General features: G+C 56.6%; 28 protein-coding genes. 12 read left to right on the top strand and 16 right to left on the bottom strand.

The features are described 5' to 3' along the window. Window positions 1-4 precede the first annotated feature (4 nt). Entirely contained in the window at window positions 5-439 is a 435-nt protein-coding gene (locus NAT23_RS03785) for a flagellar protein FlhE (protein WP_251925779.1), read from the top strand. 18 nt (window positions 440-457) lie between these two features. Here the strand turns inward: NAT23_RS03785 and NAT23_RS03780 are convergent, their stop codons facing one another. The 3 genes from NAT23_RS03780 to flgA form a co-directional block, all read right to left on the bottom strand. Continuing rightward, window positions 458-952: a flagella synthesis protein FlgN gene (locus NAT23_RS03780; protein WP_251925777.1), complete on the bottom strand. Its 495-nt coding sequence runs from the start codon at window positions 950-952 to the stop codon at window positions 458-460. Between the two features lie 3 nt (window positions 953-955). After that, window positions 956-1,231, bottom strand: coding sequence for a flagellar biosynthesis anti-sigma factor FlgM (flgM, locus tag NAT23_RS03775; protein ID WP_251925775.1), 276 nt, complete (start codon window positions 1,229-1,231; stop codon window positions 956-958). 156 nt (window positions 1,232-1,387) lie between these two features. Continuing rightward, window positions 1,388-2,077 carry a flagellar basal body P-ring formation chaperone FlgA gene (flgA, locus tag NAT23_RS03770; protein ID WP_251925773.1) on the bottom strand — a complete coding sequence of 230 codons (690 nt, stop codon included), beginning with the start codon at window positions 2,075-2,077 and terminating at the stop codon, window positions 1,388-1,390. A gap of 229 nt (window positions 2,078-2,306) precedes the next feature. Between flgA and flgB the strand changes: the two genes are divergently transcribed. From flgB to flgL, 11 genes are all read left to right on the top strand, one after another. Then, window positions 2,307-2,729 carry a flagellar basal body rod protein FlgB gene (flgB, locus tag NAT23_RS03765; RefSeq protein WP_251925770.1) on the top strand — a complete coding sequence of 141 codons (423 nt, stop codon included), beginning with the start codon at window positions 2,307-2,309 and terminating at the stop codon, window positions 2,727-2,729. Window positions 2,730-2,732: 3 nt separating this feature from the next. Further along, entirely contained in the window at window positions 2,733-3,137 is a 405-nt protein-coding gene (gene flgC, locus NAT23_RS03760) for a flagellar basal body rod protein FlgC (protein WP_251925768.1), read from the top strand. A gap of 12 nt (window positions 3,138-3,149) precedes the next feature. Continuing rightward, window positions 3,150-3,836: a flagellar hook assembly protein FlgD gene (locus NAT23_RS03755; RefSeq protein ID WP_251925766.1), complete on the top strand. Its 687-nt coding sequence runs from the start codon at window positions 3,150-3,152 to the stop codon at window positions 3,834-3,836. Between the two features lie 74 nt (window positions 3,837-3,910). Next, window positions 3,911-5,179 carry a flagellar hook protein FlgE gene (gene flgE, locus NAT23_RS03750; RefSeq protein WP_251925764.1) on the top strand — a complete coding sequence of 423 codons (1,269 nt, stop codon included), beginning with the start codon at window positions 3,911-3,913 and terminating at the stop codon, window positions 5,177-5,179. A 22-nt stretch (window positions 5,180-5,201) separates the two neighbouring features. Next, window positions 5,202-5,990, top strand: a complete 789-nt coding sequence (locus tag NAT23_RS03745) for a flagellar basal body rod protein FlgF (protein WP_251925762.1) — start codon at window positions 5,202-5,204, stop codon at window positions 5,988-5,990. Window positions 5,991-6,003: 13 nt separating this feature from the next. Then, window positions 6,004-6,786, top strand: coding sequence for a flagellar basal-body rod protein FlgG (gene flgG / locus NAT23_RS03740; RefSeq protein WP_251590409.1), 783 nt, complete (start codon window positions 6,004-6,006; stop codon window positions 6,784-6,786). Window positions 6,787-6,804: 18 nt separating this feature from the next. After that, a complete protein-coding gene (locus NAT23_RS03735; RefSeq protein WP_251590407.1) occupies window positions 6,805-7,500 on the top strand; it encodes a flagellar basal body L-ring protein FlgH in 696 nt (231 codons plus the stop codon). A gap of 15 nt (window positions 7,501-7,515) precedes the next feature. Next, window positions 7,516-8,631: a flagellar basal body P-ring protein FlgI gene (locus NAT23_RS03730; RefSeq protein ID WP_433962189.1), complete on the top strand. Its 1,116-nt coding sequence runs from the start codon at window positions 7,516-7,518 to the stop codon at window positions 8,629-8,631. A gap of 8 nt (window positions 8,632-8,639) precedes the next feature. Next, window positions 8,640-9,713, top strand: coding sequence for a flagellar assembly peptidoglycan hydrolase FlgJ (gene flgJ, locus NAT23_RS03725; protein ID WP_251925752.1), 1,074 nt, complete (start codon window positions 8,640-8,642; stop codon window positions 9,711-9,713). A 95-nt stretch (window positions 9,714-9,808) separates the two neighbouring features. Continuing rightward, the gene (gene flgK / locus NAT23_RS03720; RefSeq protein WP_251925750.1) at window positions 9,809-11,467 is read left to right on the top strand and encodes a flagellar hook-associated protein FlgK; all 1,659 of its coding nucleotides are present in this window, start codon (window positions 9,809-9,811) and stop codon (window positions 11,465-11,467) included. A gap of 5 nt (window positions 11,468-11,472) precedes the next feature. Then, the gene (gene flgL, locus NAT23_RS03715) at window positions 11,473-12,693 is read left to right on the top strand and encodes a flagellar hook-associated protein FlgL (protein WP_251925748.1); all 1,221 of its coding nucleotides are present in this window, start codon (window positions 11,473-11,475) and stop codon (window positions 12,691-12,693) included. 133 nt (window positions 12,694-12,826) lie between these two features. On the opposite strand, the gene fliR is transcribed toward flgL, so the two are convergent. The 13 genes from fliR to fliF form a co-directional block, all read right to left on the bottom strand. Further along, window positions 12,827-13,615, bottom strand: coding sequence for a flagellar biosynthetic protein FliR (gene fliR / locus NAT23_RS03710; protein ID WP_251925746.1), 789 nt, complete (start codon window positions 13,613-13,615; stop codon window positions 12,827-12,829). Between the two features lie 4 nt (window positions 13,616-13,619). Next, window positions 13,620-13,892 carry a flagellar biosynthesis protein FliQ gene (gene fliQ, locus NAT23_RS03705; RefSeq protein WP_251590395.1) on the bottom strand — a complete coding sequence of 91 codons (273 nt, stop codon included), beginning with the start codon at window positions 13,890-13,892 and terminating at the stop codon, window positions 13,620-13,622. Between the two features lie 10 nt (window positions 13,893-13,902). After that, on the bottom strand, window positions 13,903-14,643 hold the full coding sequence (gene fliP, locus NAT23_RS03700) for a flagellar type III secretion system pore protein FliP (RefSeq protein WP_251925743.1): 741 nt from the start codon (window positions 14,641-14,643) through the stop codon (window positions 13,903-13,905). After that, on the bottom strand, window positions 14,640-15,116 hold the full coding sequence (fliO, locus tag NAT23_RS03695) for a flagellar biosynthetic protein FliO (RefSeq protein WP_251925741.1): 477 nt from the start codon (window positions 15,114-15,116) through the stop codon (window positions 14,640-14,642). Before fliO ends, fliP begins: the two co-directional genes overlap by 4 nt. Continuing rightward, window positions 15,116-15,682, bottom strand: coding sequence for a flagellar motor switch protein FliN (fliN, locus tag NAT23_RS03690; RefSeq protein ID WP_251925739.1), 567 nt, complete (start codon window positions 15,680-15,682; stop codon window positions 15,116-15,118). The genes fliO and fliN overlap by 1 nt, the downstream gene beginning before the upstream one ends. Next, window positions 15,675-16,685 carry a flagellar motor switch protein FliM gene (gene fliM / locus NAT23_RS03685; protein WP_251925737.1) on the bottom strand — a complete coding sequence of 337 codons (1,011 nt, stop codon included), beginning with the start codon at window positions 16,683-16,685 and terminating at the stop codon, window positions 15,675-15,677. Before fliM ends, fliN begins: the two co-directional genes overlap by 8 nt. A gap of 18 nt (window positions 16,686-16,703) precedes the next feature. Then, entirely contained in the window at window positions 16,704-17,204 is a 501-nt protein-coding gene (gene fliL / locus NAT23_RS03680; RefSeq protein WP_251925735.1) for a flagellar basal body-associated protein FliL, read from the bottom strand. 214 nt (window positions 17,205-17,418) lie between these two features. After that, on the bottom strand, window positions 17,419-18,864 hold the full coding sequence (locus NAT23_RS03675; protein WP_251925733.1) for a flagellar hook-length control protein FliK: 1,446 nt from the start codon (window positions 18,862-18,864) through the stop codon (window positions 17,419-17,421). A 17-nt stretch (window positions 18,865-18,881) separates the two neighbouring features. Further along, window positions 18,882-19,325 carry a flagellar export protein FliJ gene (gene fliJ / locus NAT23_RS03670; protein WP_251925731.1) on the bottom strand — a complete coding sequence of 148 codons (444 nt, stop codon included), beginning with the start codon at window positions 19,323-19,325 and terminating at the stop codon, window positions 18,882-18,884. A 21-nt stretch (window positions 19,326-19,346) separates the two neighbouring features. After that, on the bottom strand, window positions 19,347-20,708 hold the full coding sequence (fliI, locus tag NAT23_RS03665; protein ID WP_251590379.1) for a flagellar protein export ATPase FliI: 1,362 nt from the start codon (window positions 20,706-20,708) through the stop codon (window positions 19,347-19,349). Next, window positions 20,708-21,400, bottom strand: coding sequence for a flagellar assembly protein FliH (locus NAT23_RS03660; protein ID WP_251925729.1), 693 nt, complete (start codon window positions 21,398-21,400; stop codon window positions 20,708-20,710). The genes fliI and NAT23_RS03660 overlap by 1 nt, the downstream gene beginning before the upstream one ends. Beyond that, window positions 21,393-22,400: a flagellar motor switch protein FliG gene (gene fliG / locus NAT23_RS03655; protein WP_251590374.1), complete on the bottom strand. Its 1,008-nt coding sequence runs from the start codon at window positions 22,398-22,400 to the stop codon at window positions 21,393-21,395. The genes NAT23_RS03660 and fliG overlap by 8 nt, the downstream gene beginning before the upstream one ends. Next, window positions 22,390-24,072, bottom strand: coding sequence for a flagellar basal-body MS-ring/collar protein FliF (fliF, locus tag NAT23_RS03650; protein ID WP_251925727.1), 1,683 nt, complete (start codon window positions 24,070-24,072; stop codon window positions 22,390-22,392). The genes fliG and fliF overlap by 11 nt, the downstream gene beginning before the upstream one ends. Between the last annotated feature and the right edge of the window lie 162 nt (window positions 24,073-24,234).

The following is a 24,234-nucleotide window of genomic DNA, read 5'->3' as shown; positions in this document are numbered from 1 at the left end:
TACCGTGGCGCGTACTCAGTGCCTGTGGCGATTGGGCATGCTGGCAGGGGCCCTTTTCTGCGCCAGCAGTGTAAGTGCAGGCTCCGGCGCATGGGTGGCCCAAAGCCGTGGGCTTAACGTGACCCAGTCGCAGTGGCATTTTTTCAGCGAGGCGCTGGCATCTGGCCCGAGTTCTGTACCCGGGGATGCCACGGTGACTTCTGTCCACTGGCGCTATCATGCGCGCCCATCGACGACGGCGCTCAAGGTGGAGCTGTGTAGCGCCAGTCGGGTGCGTTGTGAGCGACTTAAACAAGAGGCGGGCAAGACCAAAGCATTCGAGGGGGAGCGTGCCGCGCAGGCATTTCAACTTCGCTTTTCGATGCCGGGCAATGGTCGTTTGAGGCGTGACGTACACATCGATGACATTCAGGTCATCGTGAATTATCGGCGGCGATGACCTGAGCGTCTGCAGGAATCAGGCTTTACTGTAAAGATTGGAGCCTCCTCGAGCATGTGATTGACCATTCGCGCCATAAAGTGACATGCCTGCAGCCTCATGCAGTACACGCAGTGCGCGCTGGTTGTGATCGGCACGTATCTGCAACTTGAGGCCATTGAGTCGATTGATCTGCTCTGCCTTTGCAACCTGCTTCAGAAAATCCTGCCACTGCCGGGTCAGTCCGCACGCGCTCATGAAGCGGGCAATGCTCTGACGTCCCGTGTTACCGACATGCTCTCCTACCAGTGTCAAACGAGCGGCACTGAAGCGCTCCAGGCGCTCGGAGAGGGCGGACTTGCGCTCCACGACCTGATTGAACGTGTCTACATCGACCGAGTCGGTGTTCTGGAGCAGGGCCTGCTCTCGTTCAAGCAGCTCAATGAAGGCATGAAGAGCCTTGTATTCGCCAACCAGGGCGTCCAATACCTTTTGGCGAAGCGTGGCATCAGGTGCAAATACAGTCGCGGTCATGGCTTATTTTTCCGATAAGAGCTCTTGGGCGCTAGAGATCAGGCCGTCAGCGATTTTCGAGGCATCGACCTCGAAGCGGCCGTCACGAATAGCTTCCTTGATGGCATCGACTCGAGCGGTATCGATGTCATGTGAGGTGTCTGCTGCACTTGAGGGCTGCCACCGTGCAGAAGACTCCGGTGCGCCGGTTTTTACAGTTTCCGGCTCGGCGGCCTTGCGAACGTTGGCTTTCGCGTCGGCGGCTTGAGTGTTTGCGGTGTAGTTCGTAGTAATTTTCACGTTGATTAGCCTCTATTCAGTAATGTTCAAAAGTCGTTGTGACCGTGCTGTAGGCATTATCGACGTGAATAGGGGGCACTTTATTGGTTTGAGGTGTATTTTCGTATCAAAGTGTTACCAATTTAAGGCGTTGCGTAGTTCAAGTATGAGGCTATCTCAGAAACGGACGACCGCGCGCTGCGGTGCCGTCGCCTGCCCACGGATAATTGTTCCACGCTCGGTTTTGATGCGTACCGAATCACCCTTGCCTGCCGAGTTCAAGGCAATCCCGGAACTGGTCAGATAGAACCCCTTACCTTGAGCGATAACGCTGATCTCATCACCGCGGGCGATGAGATCCGGTGATTTCACCATGTTCTCGAGAATCGGAAGCCTGGAACCGATACGACGCGTCGTGATCTGGCCGACAAGCGCTGAGCGTGTAGTTACCAGCTGTTTCGACAGCGCAGTTAAATCGCCTCGACGCACGATCAAATCGCTTGCCTGGATCACATGTCCGGTAGCGAACGGCGCCCTTGCCACGTAATAGTTTCCTTCCAGACGGATTCGCGCCTGAAAGTAGCGGGTGACCGGCCGGTTATCCGGACAGCGTAGTCCGACCGTAATCGTACTTCGAAGCCGCCCCCCCGCATTGGGCATGAATGGCTGCGGGTTGTGACACGCTCCGAGTGTGCCGTGGGGCATCAGAACGTCCACGTGCAGAGTTTGGTCGGGCGTCACTGGCGTGCGCTGCTCGATAAAGCGGGCAAGCGTTGTCTTCAGCGCGTCGATACTGGCGCCATCGGGCCGCTCTGTATTGGCGTGGCTACTTATGCTTGTGAGCAGGACCACAAGCATAAGACCCATGAGCAGGGCTGTGCGGCGCGTACCGAGCGATACGAACCTGGTTATCAGAGTTTTCTTCATGCCGGAATACCCATCTTGGCAGATGAAAGCATTCTAGAAAGGTTTCAAAGTGTAACATAGCGTGAAATGACGTACTAAATATTGCCTTTTTTAAGCATTGGTGTAACCGGAGTCCTGTAGCTTACGTCTGGAAAACCAAACTTTCGCATTGCTCGATGGGTAAATCGCGATGATCGATAAGCTGAATCAGTCGCTGAATTACTTCCAGCAAGCGCTCAATCTGCGCGCTGAACGTCAGGAAGTTTTATCGGCCAACATTGCCAACGCAGACACCCCCGGTTACAAGGCCCGCGATTTCGATTTCAAGGACGCGCTCAATCAGGCCGTGTCCCAAAAGGGGGTTGGCGGCTCGGGTGGGCTCGAGATGGCTCGCACCGCGCAGGGGCATATCGCCGGCCAGGGGGATGCCTTCTCTGCCACGTCTTCGCTCAAGTATCGGATACCCGCACAGCCAAGTCTGGATGGGAATACGGTGGATATGGATATGGAGCGCGTGAACTTTGCAGAAAACTCGGTTCATTACCAATCCGACCTCCAGATACTTTCAAGCAAGATCAAGGGGCTGAAATCAGCCATGCAACCGGAGCGATAACCGATGAGCATGTTTAACGTCTTTAACATCGCGGGGTCGGCGCTGACAGCGCAGTCGCAGCGAATGAACGTCACCGCCAGTAACCTTGCCAACGCCGACAGCGTCGCAGGCCCGGACGGCGAGCCGTACCGAGCCAAGCACGTGAAGTTTCAGCTCGACGCGGCGCCCGGGCAGGGCACCGGCGGCGTTCGTGTGTCGGAGGTCATCGAGGATGATTCCCCGTTTCGAATGATGTTCGACCCCAAGAATCCGATGGCCGACGACCAGGGCTATGTCCGCATGCCCAACGTCGACCCGGCAGCAGAGATGGTCAATATGATTTCGGCATCGAAGTCCTATCAGGCCAACGTGGAAGTTCTCAACACCAACAAATCCCTCATGTTGAAAACGCTCACCATGGGTGAGTAACGGAGCGTCGCCATGGCCATCAGCAATTCCGTAATGAGTTCGATCAATGGGGCGCCAAGCGTCAATCCGGCAGCAGGCGGGGCGATGTCCTCGGCCTCAAGTGCCCAGGAGATGACCGATCAGTTTTTAACGCTCTTGATCACGCAGATGCAGAACCAGGATCCGCTCAATCCGATGGAAAACTCGGAAATGACCTCACAGATCGCCCAGATCAATACGGTCAGCGGGATTCAGGATCTCAACAATACGCTGAGTTCGATTACCGGTCAGATCAGCAAGACCCAGCAGCTGCAAGCCTCAGCGCTTGCAGGCAAGGGGGTCATGGTCGAGGGCAATGACATTAAGGTGGGCAAGGAGGGCGTGATCACGCCGTTCGGTGTGGCACTTGATAAGTCCGCAAGCGATGTGACCGTCACCATCAAGGACAACGTGGGCAACGTGGTTCGAACCTACGATATGGGCGCAATCAGTGCCGGTACTCAGTCCTTCTATTGGGATGGGAAAAAGGATGATGGCACCCAAGCCGCTGCCGGTGAGAACTACCGCGTGTCCATCGCTGCAGAAAACAGCGAAGGCCAGCTTCCGGCCAAGACCTTGAATTACGCCTACGTGCAGGGCGTCAACACGATCGGGGACGACACCCGGTTGGATATCGGCACCAAGGCCATCGCGCTTGGTGATGTCTATCAGATTCTTTAAACCGCGTGACGTGACCCCGGTGCCTTCTGGCCCGGTCATCGAAACACCGTCAACGAAACACTGAGGAACGCATCATGTCATTTTCTCAAGGGGTAAGCGGGATCAATGCCGCCAGCAGCAACCTGGACGTCATTGGTAACAACATCGCCAACTCGGCGACCGTCGGCTACAAGTCAAGCCGGGCGGAATTTGCCGACATCTATGCCGGCGCCAAGGGGCTTGGTACGAAGGTTGCCGCCATTACCCAGAGCTTCAGCTCCGGTTCGATCGAAACTACTGACCGCGACCTCGACCTCGCGATCAATGGCGACGGCTTCTTCCGTTTCAACGACGGCGCTCAGACCACTTATTCGCGCAACGGCCAGCTTACCCTGACCAAGGACGGCTTTTTGGCCAACGCCTCGGGTGGGCGTCTGACCGGGTATCAAGCGCAGGCTGATGATGGTTCTACCGGGGTTGTACTGACTGCGGAAAATGCACAAACAGCTCGCCAAGCTCTGGCAGGGCAACCTGTTAATTTGGAAGTTCCAACTGGGAATATGGCTTCTAAGGCCACCGGTGGTGCGGGGATTGTAATGAACTTGGATGCGAATTCTGAGGCTCCGGCCAATGCGATCGATCCGGAAAGTGATAATACCTACAACTTTACTACCACAATGACAGCCTACGACTCATTGGGTAATGCAAGGCCGATCAACCTCTACTTTGCAAAAGCTGGAGCAGGCAATGACTGGAATGTGGAAGCATTTCGCAATATTCCTAATCCCAGCGATCCGACTCAAACAATCCCGCAATCACTAGGCTCAGAAACCGTTAGCTTTAATCCAAATGGCACCCTTATTGAGCAGACGCCTGAACAGAGTTTGAATATTAATTACCCTGCTACAGGTGGCGCTAATCAAATCAATTTTGATCTTGGATTCGAAGGCACCACCCAGTTCGGTGACGATTTCGCGGTCAACGACATCAACCAGGACGGCTACACCTCCGGCGCGCTGACCGGTATTTCCATCGATGATGACGGCTCGCTGATTGCAAGCTACTCCAACGACCAGACTAAGCTGCTTGGTCAGGTGGCGCTTGCCAACTTCCGTAACACCCAGGGGCTTCAGCCGGTCGGTGACAACGGCTGGGTCGAGACCTCCGACTCCGGTCAGCCGCTGCTTGGCAAGGCGGGCACCGGTCAGTTGGGTGGCCTGGTGGCCGGCGCGGTGGAAAACTCCAACGTCGACCTGTCTTCGCAGCTGGTCAACATGATCGTTGCCCAGCGTAACTATCAGGCCAATGCCCAGACCATCAAGACTCAGGATCAGGTGCTTCAGACCCTGGTCACTCTGCGCTAATCGTTGATTCGGGAGTAAGACAATGGATCGGATGATTTACACCGCGCTGTCTGGCGCACAGCAATCGCTCGAGCGTCAGAGTGTGGTCACCAACAATCTGGCCAATGTCTCGACGACCGGGTTCAAGGCGCAGCTTTCGGCCTTCCGCGCCGTCCCCATTCAGGGGGACGGCCTGGCGACCCGAGCGGTCGTGGCCGACACCACGCCGGGTTTCGATGCAAGCCCGGGCATGATCAATGAAACGGGTCGGTCACTTGATGTCGCGATCGACGGTGACGGCTGGCTGGCCGTTGATGATGGCGGCGGCAGTGAAGCCTATACCCGCGACGGCCGGCTTCGCATGGACTCGACCGGCCTTCTGATGGCCGATGGCAAGCCGGTGCTGGGTGAGGGTGGACCGATTGTCTTGCCGTTGAACGCCAAGGTGTCGGTGGCCTCGGATGGCACCATTTCGGCACTGGGTCTTGGGGATCAGCCCAACACATTGGCTGAAGTAGGGCGTTTGAAGCTGGTTAATCCGGGCAATGATTCCATGCAAAGAGGCGATGATGGTCTCTATCGCGCCAAGGCAGGCATTGCCGACAACAACGGTAATAACGTCAACGGTGGTGAAGACGACGCGCCGGCTCGGCTGCCGCGTAACGACGCGGTGCGGCTTGTGTCCGGGGCACTCGAAGGCAGCAACGTCAGCGCCACCGAGGCCATGGTATCGATGATCGACAACGCGCGCCGGTTCGAGATGAACATGAAGATGATTCAAACCGCCGATGACAACGAACAGCGCGCCAATCAGCTGCTCTCGCTGACTTGAACGAGGTAATGGCATGATTCGCTCTCTCTGGATTGCAAAGACCGGGCTCGACGCCCAGCAAACCAAACTCGATGTGGTCTCAAACAACCTGGCCAACGTCAGCACCACTGGCTTCAAGGCGTCTCGGGTGGCGTTCGAGGACCTGCTTTATCAAAACGCGCGTCAGCCTGGCGCCATGTCATCGGTTCAGACCAACCTGCCGAGCGGGCTTCAGGTCGGTACCGGTGTTCAGGAAGTGGCGACCGAGCGCCTGCACACTCAGGGCAACCTCGAGGAAACCGGCAACGCCAAGGACATGGCCATCAATGGCGATGGCTTCTTTTCTGTACAAATGCCCGATGGCACCACGGCCTATACGCGCGATGGCTCCTTCCAGCTTGACCAGAACGGACAGCTGGTAACGTCCAGTGGCTTCCCGGTCCAGCCGGCGATCGTCATTCCGCCGAACGCGCTGTCGATTTCTGTCAGTCAGGACGGGATTGTCTCCGTCACTCAACCAGGCGATGGCCAGAGCAACCAGGTCGGTCAGCTACAGCTGTCCACATTCGTCAATAACGCGGGCCTTCAGAGCATGGGGAACAACCTGTACGCTGAAACCACCGCCTCTGGTGCACCGAACGACAATATTCCCGGCAATAACGGCGCGGGTCTGATCAACCAGAAATATCTGGAGACCTCCAACGTCAATGTGGTCGAGGAAATGGTCAATATGATCGCGACCCAGCGTGCCTATGAGATCAACTCCAAGGCCGTCTCCACCTCCGATCAGATGCTTCAGCGTCTGACTCAGCTTTAATAAGACGGGGAGTCGAACATGACGGCCACACGGCGGTTTCGAGGCGCATCGGTCAAGACATTGAGCGCCGTCGCACTGATGATCGGGCTGTCTGCCTGTGCGTATGTGCCCAGACAGAACATCGTTCAGGGACCGACGACCTCACCGCCGCAGCCTGCGCCGGTGCCGGTGGCCAACGGCTCGATCTATCAGGCCAATTACGTGCGGCCGCTGTTTGAAGATCGGCGTCCGCGTGGGGTGGGCGACATCCTGACGATCGAGCTCAACGAAGACGTCAGCGCCACCAAGAGCTCGGCCGCCAACGCAAGCCGAAGTGGCTCAGCGACGCTTGGCATCACGGCAGTGCCCCGTATAACCGGTGGGCTTGTCACCGCCGATCAGAACACGGATATGAGTGGTGGCAGCGATTTCGAAGGCTCCGGTGGGGCGAGTGCAGCCAACTCGTTTGTGGGTGTGATCACCGTGACCGTCATGGATGTGTTGCCCAACGGCAATTTGAAGGTGGCCGGTGAAAAGCAGATCGGCATCAATCAGGGCGCCGAATACATTCGCTTTTCCGGAGTGGTCAACCCGGCCTTTATTTCGACCGCCAACACCGTGGAATCGACCCAGGTCGCCGATGCGCGTCTTGAGTACTACGGCGATGGCTACATCGACGAAGCGCAGCGCATGGGCTGGTTGCAGCGTTTCTTCCTGAACATATCGCCTTTCTAAACCAGGTACAGCGCCATGATATCAAAGATAAAATTCGCTTTCGTATCGCTAATGGTCGCGGCCATACCCTTGGTAGCACCCACGGTTCACGCTGCACCGCTCAAGGAGATCGCGACCATTGCAGGCGTTCGCGATAACCCGGTCGTGGGCTATGGGCTGGTGGTGGGGCTTGATAATTCAGGCGACCAGACTACTCAGGCCCCGTTTACCGGCCAATCGCTTCGTAACATGATGTCGCAGCTCGGTATTACCGTACCAAGCGGGACCAACATGCAGCTCAAGAACGTGGCCGCCGTCATGGTGACCGCGGAGCTTCCGCCGTTTGCAAGCCCGGGCCAGAAAATGGACATCGTGGTGTCCTCGGTCGGGAACGCCAAGAGCCTTCGTGGCGGAACACTGCTCATGACGCCGCTGAAAGGCGCCGATGGCCAGGTCTACGCACTGGCGCAAGGCAATGTGCTGATCGGTGGCGCCGGGGCGTCGGCTGCTGGCTCAAGTGTAACGGTCAACCAGCTGGCGGCAGGGCGTGTGGTCGATGGCGCGACCATCGAGCGCAGCGTGCCACTCGATCTTGGCAGCAACGGTCGCATCACCATGGAGCTCAAGCAGGCCGATTTCAGTACCGCCCTCGATGCGATGAACGCGATCAACCGCAACTTTGGGCGCCCCGTTGCTCGGGCGCTCAATTCACGCACCATCGAACTGAATTCGCCCGTCGAAAAATCCGCCCAGGTGGCGTTTATCGCTCAGGTCCAAAACATCAATGTTGCCCAAGGAGCGCCGTCGCCCAAGGTGGTCATCAACCAGCGGACCGGCTCGGTGGTCATGAACGGCACAGTCACGCTTAGCCAGGCGGCGGTTGCGCACGGCAATCTCTCGGTGGTGATCGACAACAACCCGATCGTTGCCCAGCCCAACGCGCTGGCCGGTGGCGATACGGCGGTCGTGCCCAACGCCGACGTCACACTTCAGGAAGAAGACGGCGCGCTTCAGGTCATCAATGCAAGCGCCCAACTGTCGGAAGTCGTGAACGCGCTCAATGCACTCGGGGCGACACCGACCGATCTCATGTCGATTCTTCAGGCGCTGAAGACCTCCGGGGCGCTTCACGCTGAACTGGATGTCATTTGAGGTGATGCATGGATCTTTCTTCTCAGTTCGCACTTGATGTTCAAGGGGTTTCAAAGCTCAAGTTCTCGGCGCGTCAGAATCAGCAGGAAGGGCTCACCCAGGCCGCCCAGCAGTTCGAAGCCATGCTCCTGAACATCATGGTCAAGGGCATGCGAGACACGGTGCCGGACAGCGGCCTGCTCAGCAGTCACCAAGGCGATCTGTATCAGTCGATGATGGATCAGCAGTGGGCCCAGACCATGTCCAACGAGGGCATCGGTATTGCGGACATGCTGGTCAAGCAGCTCGGGGGTAACCCGGGGCCAGTCGCGTCTTCCGAGCCCGATGCCAAGCGGTCGATGATGGCGGGGGTACCCACCGGGACACCGGTGGCGCTCAAGGACGAATGGCTTCGCCGCGGCAGTGTCGATGAGTCTACCAAGGCGGCAGGCGACAATGCCGACTGGTACAAGGCGCAGCTACTGGTCACTGAGCAGGCGGAAAAGCGTCTCGAGCAAACATCTTCGACATCAGCGGTTGCGGCATCTGATCTGCCGGCCCATGTGCAGCGATTTCTCGATAAGGTGGGCAGCGCCGCCGAACGGGCAAGCCAGGTGGTCGGTATCTCGAGTCGCCTGATTGTCGCTCAGGCGGCACTCGAAACCGGCTGGGGCAAGCACGAGATCAAGACCGCCGATGGCGGTCAGAGCCATAACCTTTTTAACATCAAGGCAACCCCTGGCTGGAAAGGGGATGCGTCAAATGTCATGACCACCGAGTACATCGATGGCCAGGCACAGAAGCTTCGCGATGGGTTCCGCGTGTATGGCTCTTATGAAGAATCATTCAACGACTATGCCCGTCTTCTAACGCAGAACAGCCGTTATGACGGCGTGGTTGAAGCGCAAAGCGACGAAGCCGCCGCCTGGCAACTTCAAAACAGTGGCTACGCGACCGATCCTCAGTATGCGACCAAACTGATTTCGATCATGCGCCAGCTTCCAGAGCGCTTTGATGCGGGTGAGCAACTTGCTCGGGCGCCTTTGGCCGAATCGGTCAAGTCGGCCTACGGGATCGATGACGTGCCAAGCCGCATTTTTTGAGTCAATAAAGCCCTGCGGGGCTTTATTTCTTTAGTAGCTGGCCGATATCAGACAGCAACAAAGACCTTTGCGGCAGCGCATTTCGGGGAATAGACATGGCGAATCTCATCAACATTGGTCTGTCGGGGCTTAAAGCGACACAAGCAGCGCTCAGCACGACCAGCAACAACATCAGTAATGCCGATACCGAAGGCTATAACCGGCGCGTTGCGCAGTTTGGCCAGTCGCCGGGCACCTCAACTGCGGCGGGTTATTTTGGTAACGGGGTAAACCTTGAAGGCATTTCAAGGCAGTACGAAGGCTTTTTGAGCAACCAGCTCAACAAGGCCAAGAGCGAGCAATCGGCGTTATCGACTGAGCTGACCGAGATGACCCAGATCGACAATGTGCTTGCCAATGAAGACTCCGGCCTTGATTCGCTGATGTCGTCGTTTTTTTCAAGCATTCAGAAGCTTGCCGATACGCCAGCTGATCCGGCCGTACGCGAAACAGTGCTCGGCGATGCGCGCAGCATGGTGGCTCAGTTCAAGTCCGTGTCCGGCTATCTTGGTGACATGGAACAGGGCGTCGAGAGCCAGCTCAATGATGCAGTCGGCCAGATCAACAGCTACACCAGCCAGATCGCAAATCTTAACAAGCAGATCACGATTACACAGTCCAAGACCGGCAATGAGCCGAGCGATCTCATGGATCAACGTGATCTGTTCGTGTCGAAGCTCAGTGAGCTGACCTCGATCAACGTGGTCGAGCAGGATGGCAAGTACAACATTTCTGCCTCAGGCGGGCAGTCGCTTGTGCAGGGCAATGACAATTACCGTATGTCGCTTGTTGATGATTCAAGCGATCCTACTCGCAAGACGGTCGCGATCGCCAATGGCTCCGGCGGTAACTTCGAAATCAGTGAAGACCGGCTGACCGGCGGTAAAGTGGGGGGGCTATTGGCGTTTCGTAACGGCGGGCTTGAATCCGCTCAGCAGCGACTGGGTCAACTGGCGGTCAGCCTTTCCGGCAGCATTAATCAGCAGCATGTGCAGGGCCAGGATCTTGGCGGTAATGCGGGTGAGCCCATGTTCGCGCTTGGTAGTCCGGATAGCTTTGCTCACGCCGACAATACCAGTACGGCAACGGTTTCAACCACGTTCAATGATAGCGTCGACCAACTGCGCCCAAGTAATTACACGGTTGAGTTCGAGGCTGGCACGTACACCGTGACCCGTGAAAGCGATGGAACAACGTCAAGCTTTGCCTCAGGCGGCCTGCCGACTGACAGCAACGGCGCATCCGTTATCTCGGTCGATGGGTTGGATATCGCGGTATCGGGTACGCCCGCCGACGGCGATGCGTTTCTGGTCAAACCGTTCGAGTCCGCCACGCGTGAAATAGATTTGATGATTTCTGATCCGGCCAAGCTTGCAGCCGCCGGGGCGGGTAACGGCATCGGTGACAACACCAATGCCCAGGCGATGGCCGATCTTCAAGGCGCCAAGCGCATTGGGGGGGACACCTCGTTCAGCGGTGCGTATGCCCAGTTGGTCAGTGATGTCGGAACGCGCACTGCGACTCTTAAGGTCAAAAGCGACGCACAAAACAGTGTGGTCGAGCAGGTGTCGACCGCTCAACAGTCGGTGTCCGGGGTCAATCTGGAAGAAGAGGCAGCCAATCTTCTGAAATTCCAGCAGATGTACACGGCCAACGCGAAAGTTATTTCCACTGCTCAGAACATGTTCAATGAGCTGATCGGGATCATGAGGTAATCGCCATGCGTTTAAGTTCCGCCTCCATATTCAATAACAGCCTGTCGGCACTTCTGGATCAACAGGCCAAGCGCAGCGACATCGGCATGCAGATGGCGACCGGCAGACGGGTCGTGACCGCTGCAGATGACCCGAGTGCGGCGTCGCAGGCGTTGACGACGCGTCAGGCGATGTCCACGACCGAGCAGCACGCGGCCTCGCGTACGACCGCCGAGCGTAACCTGTCGCTTGAAGAGACCGTGCTGGACAACGTCACGGTCTCGATCCAGTCCGCGCAGAATCTGATCGTGCAGGCCGGTAACGGGTCTCTGTCGGATGCCGATCGCAACTCGATCGCAACCCAGCTTGAGAGTGTCTATCAGCAGTTAGTGGGGCTTTCGAATTCTACCGACGGTAACGGCAACTATATCTTTGCAGGTGCGCAGTCCGGCACCAAGCCGTTCGAGGTCGATGGCACTGGCCGAGTAAGCTACCAGGGTGATAGCAACCAGCAGTCAATCAAGGTCGATGCATCACGGCAGATGAAATCCTTCGATACCGGCAATGCGATTTTTGAATCGGTTACCGCGGGCTCCAAATACATTACCCAGGAAACAGCGGGTAATACGGGTACGGCGACCTTTACCGGCCCGACTGTCAGCGATTCCAGTAACGCTGAATACGGCGATGATTTTCAGATCGCGTTCGCCGATGATGGGACAGGCAACTTGTCCTATACAGTGACTAACACAACTCAAGGCACTACAAGTGCACCTCAGCCTTACACCGAGAGTAACAACAACATAACCTTCGGTGGTTTGAAGCTTGAATTCGACGGTACACCGGCCGATGGTGACGGGTTTACTGTTGCCAAGGGACGTAGTGAAGACAACAGCTTCATCAATGCCATTAAAAACGCGGTCGATGCACTTAATACCGAGCAGTCCACTGGCCGGGCCAAGGCGTCGCTTGAGAATGCGCTGTCAGCGACAAGCCGCCAGCTGAGTAATGGTCTGGATAATGTGTTGACGGTGCGTTCGACGGTCGGTTCGCGACTCAATGAGATCGACGTTCTTAACGCGGTTGGTGATGACCGGGCGCTGGCTTATGAAAATAGGCTGTCATCGCTGGTCGATCTGGATTACGCCAAGGCCATTTCAGACTTTTCATTGAAACAGGTGTCTTTGGAAGCAGCCCAGAAAACATTCAGCCAGACCCAGCAGATGTCGCTGTTCGATCTTATTTGACTAGATGCTTTTGTGCTCAGGAAAACGCCTCGCGGTATCGACCGCGAGGCGTTTTTTTAGGTGCTGAATATCACCATGCGATGCATGTTTGGACGCGTGACAGAAGGTATAAGTCATCACCGGTGAGCGAGTGTCAGGGCGCGCCGAGCGTTCGGGCAAGCTCCGCCATCATGTCCAGCCCCTGCTTGAAGAGTTGCTCGAAGATACCGCCCATTTCAGGGAGTAGGAAGGTGATGAGCACCACACCGAACAGCAGGGTCATGGGAAAGCCAATCGAAAAGATGGTCAGCTGAGGGGCGGCGCGGTTCAGGATGCCCATGGCCAGGTTGGTAATCAAAAGCGCGGTAATCAGTGGCAGTGCCAGTAAAAGACCCGCGCTGAACAGAAGGCTTCCCCACATCGCAATAGTGTTCCAGGCGCTGGCATTCAGGGCGGTTGCCCCGATTGGCAGCAGGGTGAACGTATTGGCCAGGACTTCGAGCATGTAAAGATGGCCATTCAGGGCGAGAAACAGCATCAAGGCGATCAGGTCGAAAAACCGGGCCAACACCATGGTTGATCCGCCGGAGTCGGGGGAGAAAAAGGTCGCGAATGAAAGTCCCATCTGAAAGCTTATGAAGCTTGCCGCCATCTGTATGGCCGAGAACACCAGTCGAACCACGAACCCCAGTGACACGCCGATCAGGATCTGTTGCACGACCAGCCAAATGCCCTCGTAGGAAATGAAGGGCACGTTTGGTAGAGGCGGTAGGCTGGGGACGATCGCAATGGTAAAAAGCGCCGCAATGCCAATCTGGGGAATGCGGGGCATGCTGCTGTGGCGAAAGACCGGTGTTGCCGCAATAAACGCCAATACGCGAATGAACGGCCACATGAAGGCCGTCAGCCAGTAATTGAGCTGGGCCGTGGTGATCTCGAGCATGGCGTCAGGTGCCGAGCAACTGCGGCAGGCTATAAAAGAGTGTCCGAGTGAAGTCGACAAGTGTTGCGATCATCCAGGAGCCTGCAACGACAAGCGTTGTGAAAACGGCAAGGATCTTTGGAATGAAGGACAGGGTCATTTCGTTGATCTGGGTCGCGGCCTGAAAAAGGCTGACGAGAAGGCCTACGATCAAGGCTACGCTCAGAAGGGGCGCTGCGAGCATCAGCATCAGTTTCATGGCTTGATAGGCCAGGCTCATTACCGTTTCGGGAGTCATGGTGTATTCCTTATCCGCCGAGATAGAAACTTTGAGCCAGCGAGCCCATCAATAGCTGCCAGCCATCGACCAGAACGAACAGCATCAATTTGAACGGAAGCGAAATCGTGGCTGGAGGCACCATCATCATACCAAGCGCCATCAGCACGCTGGCCACGACCAGGTCGATGACCAGAAACGGGATGAAGACAGTAAAGCCGATCTGAAACGCGGTCTTGAGCTCGCTGGTCACGAAAGCGGGCATCAATAGACGCATGGGCACGTCTTCAGGGCCTTGCCAGGCCGGGGCATCGGCCAGGCGTGCAAACAGGGCAAGATCGGCCTCGCGCGTTTGATTCATCATGAAGGTCCTGATGGGCTGTGCGCCTTGCTCGATGGCCTGCTGAAAGGTCATTTCGTTGTTCGATAGTGGCACATAGGCTTCGTCGTAGATCTGACTGAACACCGGTGACATCACGAAAAAGGTCAGAAACAAGGCCAGACCGACCAGAATTTGATTCGACGGCGCCGACTGCGTACCGAGTGCGGTTCTAAGCAGACTCAAAACGATGATAATGCGAGTGAATCCAGTCATCATCAAAAGTACAGCGGGCAAAAACGCCAGCGACGTCAGCAGTACCAGCAGCTGAACATTCAGGCCCCACTCCTGGCCGCCATCGGCCATTGGCTGGCTTGTCAGTGCGGGTAGCGCTGCAAGGGCTGAGGGGGATATCAGCCCGAGCGCCGAGAGTTTAAATAAGAAACGCGTCATGAGTTATCCCGTTGAGAGGATGTGCGGGCCATCTTTTTTTTAAGATTGTGGGCCAGAGCTTCCCTGAAGGTAGGAAGCGTCTTTGTTTCATGGTCTTTAGTAGATACTTCGTCTTCAGGCAGGGGAGGCAGCGTGTGCAGGTGCGTGATGCTTTGGCTCGTCACGCCCAATACAAGTCGTGCATCCTCGGTTTGAATGACGACAACGCGTTCCCGTTGTCCGACAGCCTGCGAGCCGAGCACCCTGAGCTGTTTATTGGCTCCAGAGAGCTGGCGCATCGGTCCCATGCGTTTGACAAGCGCCGCGCAAGCAAAGATCAGAGCAACCACGACCAGAAGGCCCAGCACCATCTTGCCAAGGCTTTCCATGCCACCAAAGCCTGAACCGCTCTGAAATACCGGAGCGGCCTGGGCGGTAACATGACTTCCTAGTGTGATTGCGGTCTGAACCGAGCTTTCGCTGAGCGCTGTCATTAACGATTGAGCCTTTGTATACGTTCGGTGGGCGTGACGATGTCGGTAATACGAATACCATATTTATCATCGACGACCACTACCTCGCCCTGGGCGATCAGATAGCCATTGACCAGAATGTCCATCGGTTCGCCCGCAAGGCCATCAAGCTCAACCACTGAACCCTTGGCCAGATCGAGAAGCTGGCGAATGGTCAAACGCGTACGCCCCAGCTCGACAGACATGGTGACCGGAATTTCCATGATGACGTCGAGTTCACGCGGCAGTCCGCCGCTCGAATCGCCGGTATCCAGGGGCTTGAAGATATCCTCGCTGGCACTGGCATGTGTGCTTTCGGTCGCCTCTGGTGCGGTCGCCGCCTCTTCGGCAAAGGCGTCGCCCCAAATGTCTTCGGCGCTGGCCTCGCTCAGGCTGCCCTCGACCGCTTCCTGTTCGGCAAACGCATCGCCCCAGATGTCTTCGGCACTGGGCCCTTCATCCTTGGGGGTATCGCTTGAGGCATTGTCGGTCGACTCGGACTGCGTTTGAGTCTCTTTTGGATCTTCAGGAGTATTTGGATCAGACATTTTTCAAGTCCCGATAAGTTTCTTGAACGACATGGTCGATTACGCGTTTGACACGCAGCCCTTTTTGCCCGTTTGAGGAGCCGTAATCGCATTCGAGGACAGGAACCCCATCGATGCGGGCAATCACGTTTTGAGGAAGTTCAAAGGGAAATACATCCCCCACTTTCATTTTCGAAACCTGAGCCAGATGGGTTTGAATCTCGCCGAAGGTGGCCACCAGATTGACACTCGACTGCTTCACTTCGGCGGCGAGCTTAGAGCGTCTGAAGGCTTCTTCTTCCTTTTCCATGTTCTGCTGAGTGCCCGAAAGCTCTTCCTTGATCGGCTCGAGCATCGAGTAGGGCATGCAGATGTGGAAGTCACTGCCGAATGAGCCGACTTCCAGGTGAAACGTCGTGTTAATGACCAGTTCGTTTGGTGTGTTGACGATGTTGGTGAATTTCACCTGCATTTCAGAGCGTTGATATTCAAGGTCCACCGGGAAGATGCTCTGCCAGCCTTCGCCATAGCTTTCAAGTGCTAGGTTCAGAAGGCGCTGGATCAGGCGCTGTTCGGTATGAGTGAACTCGCGACCCTCGGACTTGGTTAGAAACCGGCCGTCCCCCCCGAACAGATTATCGACCACGAGAAAGACTACGTTCGGCGGAAAGACGATCAAGGCGTTCCCTCGCAGTGGCTTGATCGCGATCATGTTGATATTGGCCGGAACCGGAAGGTTACGGGTGAAATCGATATAGCGCTGATACTTGACCTGGCCGACTGTGATGTCGGCGGAGCGACGAATCAGGTTGAACAGGGCCATTCGAAACCGGCGGGCAAAACGCTCGTTGATGATGTCGAGCCCGTGCAGCCGGCGTCGGATCATGCGCTGTTGCGTGGCCGGATCGTATGGGCGAATTTTCTTGCCCGAACTTTCCTCTGCGCTGGACTGCTCTTCTTCATCGCCGCTTACCCCCTTCAAGAGGGCATCGATTTCATCCTGCGACAACATATCGTCTGCCATGGCCCTGATCCTTGTCGGTTACTGAACGATGAAGTCGGTGAACAGGACGTCAGACACGGTAATTGGCTGTCCTGCGCCTTCAAAGGGCTGATCGAATGCCTGGCTGATGGTGCTGGCCAGTTGGCGTTTACCCTCAAGCGTTGCCAGCTCCTTCGAGTCCTGGCTTGTCAGCACCAGCAGGATGCGATTGCGCACCTCTGGCATGTGCTCGAGCATGTGTGTCTGTGCCTCGGCACTTTCAACACGCAGGGAAATGCCGACATAAAGCATGCGCCCGCTGTTGTCGCCCAGATTGACCGTGAACGGTTTCAACTCGACAAAGACCGGTGTGGGCGGAGGGGGCGGTGGCGCCTGCTCGGTGACTTCCTCACTCGGCGCATCATCTGCCAGAAGGAAGTAATACACTCCCGCAGCGGCACCTGCTGTTACGAGCACGCTGAGTAACACGATCAACCAGAGCTTGGATTTTTTATTGGGCGCATCGTCTGATGACGCTGTTTTTACTTTTGCTTTTGCCATGAGATTTTCCATTACTCCGGACTTTTCGATAGCACCGATAGTACCGGTGGCGGAGGCGAATGAAGGTTCAAAAAGACGTGTTACATCAGGTTACCTTTTCGTTTTAGAGCCCTTGCCGAGCTTTCAATCACTTATCCTGAAAAATGGCCTTGCCCCAAATAAAAAAGCCCCCGATATACGGAGGCATTGAAAGCTTACGACTGCGAGCATGTGGTCAAGCGAACAGATCAATTCCTCCCGGGCGCGAATTGCCAGGAGTACGGGCGAGAATTTCATCGGCAGTGCCGGAGATCGAAAGTGCATCGTCCGCTCCCTGAGCGGAGCCGGTAGCATCACCACGGCCTTCCTTCCCAGTTTCTGCGCCTGACTGATCAAACGCGAAATGCTGAGGCTGTTGTTGGTCGCTCACGCTTGTCTGACCAAGTTGGATGCCGCTGTCGGCCATGGCTTCTTTAAGGTGAGGCAGTGCAGTCTCAAGTGCAGATCGCACGTGGGCGTTGGCCGAGAAAAAATGGGCCTGTGCACCTTGATCATCCATTTTCAGCGAAATGGACAGTGGGCCCATATCCCGTGGGTTCAGGTGAAGCTCGGCCTGGCCCTGACCCTGAGCGCTCATTCGGATCATGTGTTGACCGAGCGCGCCGTTCCAATTGTCACTGCCTACCTGTGCGTTCATCACACCGGTATAAAGCCCTGCCTGTGCTGGTTGGCCCAGCTGTGTCTGCCCAGGCACGGCTGCGGGTTGAGCGGTAGAAATCGAGGCGGCGGTCACAGTGGTAGTGCTGATGCTTGAACTCGCGTCACCACCATTAAGGGCAGTGACCTTAAGTGAGAACGGCGCGCTGTCACCCTTGTGGCCATCACGCTGTGTCACGCGGCTTGCAACGTCATCGAGCGCCTTATCGGAAAATGCATTTTGCTGCTGGGCCTGGAGCTGCGCTGTTTTGCTCATGCCCTTGCCACTGGTACCGAATTGAGCGGATTCGGAGCCCGGTTTAGAAGCCTGCGAGGATAGAGCCTGGGCTGGATTGAACGCGGCAATGAGACCACTGGATGCGGGCTCGTCCTCAAAAGAATCACCGGCCGATTCATCGCCAGGATGTTTTCCACCCAATGAAGGCAGTGTCTTGTCCGAGCCTGTCTTGGTCAGGGCAACGGTCGAGGAAGTTACGCCACTGAGGGATTCCTTGAGCGCTGCGTTTGCCTCGGAAGCCGACAAGGACTCGGAGGTCATTTGTGATGTCAGCGACCGCGCTGCAGTTAGGCGTGTCATCCAGTGTTCTTGAGTCGAGGTGGCAGACGCCAGCTCTTTCGGTGCTTTATCAAACGCCGACGCAAGAGTCTGTTCGGTGGCGGGCGCCTGTTCACCGAGCGGTGCTCGTAGGTTATCTGCCTTGTGTGAAAGCGCATTGAATTGTTTCGCACAAGGCGCATCATCCTGTGCCGGATTTTGAGACGCAGATGCCCTATCGCCGCGCGCCTGAGCACCGGAGGGCGAACCGGTTTTAGTCTGCTCGCTCGACCCGGTACGAGCTCCGGCGGCGGCCTTTAGCGTACCCTCAAACCCCTGTCCCGAGTCAGTCTCGGATCCGGCAGTGGTTCGGCCTGAGGGAGAGGGCGCTGCTGGAGAAAGGCCTGGCAGGGAAACGGATGTGCTCATTGAAGGGGTCCTTTTGCTTAGCCGAAGCTCGAAACAGCTCGACTGGCGAATTCATCCGACAGACGCTGTTCGTATTTTTTGGCAACGAGTTCGCGTTCTTCGTTTCGTCGTGTCGCCAGTGCATCGAAGGAGTTGAGGCGCTGCTGTTGCTGCTGCCAGTGCTTAACGCCCTGGTTGACGCGTTGGTCACAATTTTCGAGCGCGTTTTCCTGTTGGGCGATGGCTTGGTCGAGCGAGGCGATAAAGCGCTGATAGTTTTGAAGTTCGTTCATGCTCATTCCGCGTTTCATGGCATCATCAAGTTTCTGCCGATACTCATCGCGGTATTGAAGCAGCGTATCGAGCTGCTCCTGAGAGCTCTGTTTGGTTTGGCGAAGTTTGCCCAGATGCTGTGCCGCGCTGTCCCGATTATTGGTCGCAAGGTCAATCAGCGTATCCAGTGCAGAGGAATGGCTACCCATTACAATCTCCTTTGGCCTTCATCAAAACAGATGATTGAGCTTCATCACCGCTTCACCATACGTCGTGCTTTCCGTCATGCGCTGTTGCAAAAACTCTTCAAGTTTCGGGTAAAGCTGTATGGCTCTATCAAGCAACGGATCGCTGCCGTGTGCGTAAGCTCCGACACTGATCAAATCCCGATTGCGCTGATAGCGTGACATCATCTGTTTAAAGTACTTGATGCGTTCAAAGTGTGTTTCATCGATAAGGGCCGTCATTGCGCGACTTATCGATGCTTCGATGTCGATGGCTGGATAGTGGCCGGCCTCGGCAAGCTTGCGCGACAGCACGATATGGCCATCGAGAATGGCGCGCGCCGCATCGGCGATGGGATCCTGCTGATCGTCGCCTTCGGTCAGTACGGTATAGAAGGCGGTAATCGAGCCTTTATCCGGTGCATCGTTGCCAGCGCGTTCGACCAATGCTGGAAGTTTTGCAAAGACCGAGGGCGGATAGCCCTTGGTGGCCGGCGGCTCGCCAATAGCAAGCGCGATTTCGCGTTGCGCCATGGCGTAGCGTGTCAGCGAATCCATGATCAGCAGAACGTTCAGCCCTTTTTCACGGAAATCCTCGGCCAACCGTGTTGCGTAGGCCGCACCTTGTAGACGAAGCAGCGGCGAGTTGTCTGCAGGCGCTGCAACGACCACGGAGCGTTTGATGCCTTCATCGCCCAGGATATTTTCGATGAAATCTTTGACCTCTCGGCCGCGTTCTCCGATCAGTCCGACGACGATGACATCGGCGCGGGTGTAGCGCGCCATCATGCCAAGCAACACACTCTTGCCCACGCCTGAACCCGCAAAAAGGCCCAGGCGTTGACCGCGACCGATGGTCAGCAGCGAGTTGATGCTTCGAACACCCACATCCAGCACTTCCTTTATCGGCTCACGTTCGAGTGGGTTGAGCATCGGGGCCGAAAGCGCTGCATATTCGGCGTCCTTGGGTGCTGGCTTACCATCGAGCGGCCGCCCGCGGGCATCGACGATGCGGCCAAGTAGCGCCTTGCCCACTGGAAAGCGTTTGCCCTTGGCGTGGTTACTGACCTTGGGTGCCCAGACACGCGCACCGGGCACAAGCCCGGAGGTTTCGACGTAAGGCATCAGATAAAGCTTGTCACCAGTAAAACCCACGACCTCGGCTTCTGTCGTGCGTCCTTCATCCTCAAGCTCGATCAGGCAGCTGCTTTCGAGCGGCAATTTAAGGCCGGTGGCTTCAAGCACCAATCCGGTGGCGCGCGTTAGGCGGCCAAACTGCTGGGTCGGCGCGATGTTCGATGCGGCCTTGCGAGCGTCTTCGAGCGTTCGCTGCCAGTGACTTGTAAACAGGGCGGTTTCTACACTCATCAGTGTTCACCATGGCCGACGGCCTGAAGAAGTCGCTCCCAGCGTCCGGCCCGGGTGGCGTCGATTTCCCGGGTGTCGGTTTCAATTCGACAGTCGCCGCGTTGGATATCGTGATCGGAAAGCAGCTGCCAGCCGGCCTGTTTCAATACCTCGCCCAGCTGGGATTGCACCAGTTCCAGATCATCCGGATGGATGAACAGGCGAGGGCGCCCGGTAAGGGTGGGTTCACTGGCAAGCAAAGACTCGATGTCATCGAGGATATGCTCGGGGTTAAGCTCGAGTGACCGGTTGGCGAGCCGCCGGCCGGCTTCGAGCGCAAGCTCGGCAAGCTGCCGGCTGACGTCCTGATTGAGGCTTGCCATGCTTTCCGAGAACTGTTCGGCCAGTACCGCGATGGGCGAAATGGTATTTTCGAGTCGTACGCCGAGCATTTCTTCGTATTCGGCGTGGGCTTTCAGCTCACCTTCCTCGCGGCCCTTGTTGAAGCCGTCCTCAAACCCTTTTTTGAGACCCGCCTCATAGCCTTCTTTCTTCGCCTGCTCGAAGATGGCCTGCCGCTTGGCATCCTCCCGGCGACGCTGTTGCTGCTGGGCATCTGGCTTCGGTGGCTTGGCCGTCTGGGTGGGGTGTTGCCGGCGCCGTTCGAGCGACCCCATCTCCCAGCGCTGCCAGTCATTCGAAGAATCAGACATACGCTTCGTCTCCGCCGGAGATCTGGATCTCTCCGGAATCGGCCAGTTTGCGAATCAACTGCAGGATGTTTTTCTGCTCGGTCTCGACCACGGACACGCGAAGCGGCCCGCGCATCTGCATGTCTTCACGCAGCATTTCTGCCGCACGGTTGGACATGTTGGACAGCACCCGGTTGATAAGCTCTTCCGGCGAGCCCTTGAGCGCGACCACCAGCGAGTTGGTGTCGACGTCCTGCAGGATGCGCTGAATGGTGCGATCGTCGAGATCGGCAATGTTTTCGAACACGAACATTTCGTCGATGATCTGCTGCGCCAGCGAATCGCTGTAATTGCGCACGGTATCGATGACGCTCTCTTCCTGAGTCGAATTCATCAGGTTGAGAATCTCGGCCGCCGTTCTTACGCCACCCATCTTGCTGCGTTTGAGGTTCTGGCCATCAAGCAGTCCGCCGAGTACTTCGGTGAGCTCCTGAAGGGCCGCCGGCTGTACGCCGCTGAAGGTCGCGATACGAAGCACAATGTCGTTTCGAAGTGCGTCGTCAAAGAGCGCCAGAATATCGGCGGCCTGGTGGCGTTCGAGGTGAACGATAACGGTCGCGATGATCTGTGGGTGCTCGTCCCGAATCATCTCGGCCACGACCGTCGGCTCCATCAGGTTGAGTGCATCGATGCCCGAGCCATGATTGGCCTCGAAGATATCTTCGAGAATGCTTGCGGCGCGGTCTTCCCCGAGTGCCTTGATCAACACTGTCCGGATATGGTCGCCGGAGTTGATGTCGACTGCGCTCAGTTGATCCAGCTCACTGTCGAACTGTCTAAGCACTTCAGCAATGCGCTCTTTCGGCACCTGGCGAAGGCCGGCCATGGCGAGCCCTAGCTGCTGAATTTCCTTGGGCGACATGTATTTGAAAACGTCGGCCGCGGTATCTTCATCCAGCGTCATCATCAAAATGGCGCTGCGCTCAAGCCCTTCTTCGTTAAACGGGGAATTATTGGCCATCGTGATGCATCCACCCTTTGATTATGACTGCGACCAGTTTCGGATCCTGTTTGGCGACCGTGCGTGTGTTTTCGAGCTTGCGTTTGTACTCTTCGCGTTTCTGGTTGCGTTTCTGTTCTTCCTGCTTGAGGCGTTTGTTTTCCATTTCCTGGTCGATGTCGTCTTCGTCGTCATCGTCGCCGACCATGACAGAGATGCCATCTTCGTCGCGCTCCTGACGCGGCATGTAGCGTCCGGCGTACGGCTTGACCAGTTTCTTCCAGAGGAAGAGGGCGATAAGTGCGATCAGCAGGTACTTGCCAATGGTCATCGCCAGCGCGATTAGCTCGGAATTCTGCCACCAGGGCGGCGTCGGCATCCGTTCGGGCTCGGTGAACTGCGAGTTGACGACTTCGAGCGAATCGCCTCGAGCATCACTAAAGCCCATGGCTTCACGAACCAGGCGATTGATGCGCTGCATTTCCTCATCGCTCAGCGCCGCCTGGGTAACGTTACCTTCCTCATCGACCTGCGGACGGAAGTTGACAACGACCGCGACGGATAAACGTTCGACCTGGCCGGTGTCTTCTTTCACATGACGGATCGTGCGATCGACTTCGTAATTGACCGTAGTGTTTCGCTGGCTCGACTGGGGGGCCGTGACTTGTTGCTCGCCGTCTTCACCTTCTTGTTGAGCATTGATCGGAGACGCCGCGGTGCCCGGTGGCTGATTGCTCAGCGCGCCCGGCACACCGCCGACCGTACCTTCTCCAACCTGCTTGGCTTCACTGGTCTGCTGGCTACGAACCGCTGCCTCGTTCGGGGGCTGGTTGGGGCCGTATTTTTCCTGAGTGTGTTCACCCACCGAGAAGTCGACATCGGCCGTTACCATGGCCTTGACGTTATTCTTGCCAACCAGTGGCGCAATGATCGATTCGATTCGGCTTCGGATCTTGTCTTCGATTTTGGTGGTGTATTTAAGCTGGGTGTCATTCATTTCACCTAGGCCATCGCTTGCAGAGTTGGATAAAAGGTTGCCGCTTTCATCCACCACAGTGACCTGGCTTGCAGGCATGTCGGTCACACTGCTTGAGACCAGATGGGTAATCGCATTGACCTGGCCGGCATCAAGCACGCGGCCGGCATAAAGTGACACCACGATTGAGGCGCGTGGTGATTTCTTGTCTCGAACAAAGACGGTCGGTTTTGGAATGGCGAGGTGGACTCGGGCGGTGCGAACACTCCCAAGCGATTCGATGGAGCGGGCCAGTTCGCCTTCGAGTGAGCGCTGGTAGTTGACGTGTTCAGCAAACTGGCTGACGCCGAACGACTGGTTGTCCATCAGCTCAAAGCCTACATTGCCGCCGCGCGGCAGCCCTTGGCCCGCCAGATTCAGACGCGTTTGGGCGACCTGGTCTACCGGGACGGAGATCGTTTCGCCGTTGGGGGAGAGCTTGTAAGGGATTTGCATCTGCTCGAGCTGCGTCACGATCTCGCCACCATCCCGGCCGCTGAGGTTCGAGAACAGGACGCGGTAGTCGGGGCTTCGTGCCCAGAGCAGAAGCGTAACGACAATGGCAAGTGCCGCCGCGGCCACAATGATCGCCGGGATCTTCGGGTTTGCCTTGATCTGCTCAATCAACGACGGTTTTTTATCCCCACCCATCGTCGTTGAAGTCGCTTCATTGGTCATAGGTGCGCCTCGTTACGCCTGAATCATGCTGTGCGGTGTTATGCCCGAAATGGTTGTCATGCCCTAAATACATGCCGATGTTGTATCAACGATGCGCTTTTGCTCGTTGCGGCTTGGGTCGAGGGTATTATTGCGAAAGGCGGGCGAGGCTATGGACTGAAA

Origin of the sequence: Larsenimonas salina (genome assembly GCF_023736155.1) — a bacterium.
GTDB lineage: Bacteria > Pseudomonadota > Gammaproteobacteria > Pseudomonadales > Halomonadaceae > Larsenimonas > Larsenimonas salina.
The sequence above is the reverse complement of the archived record's forward strand: the minus strand, read 5'-3'. Positions and strand labels throughout refer to the sequence as shown.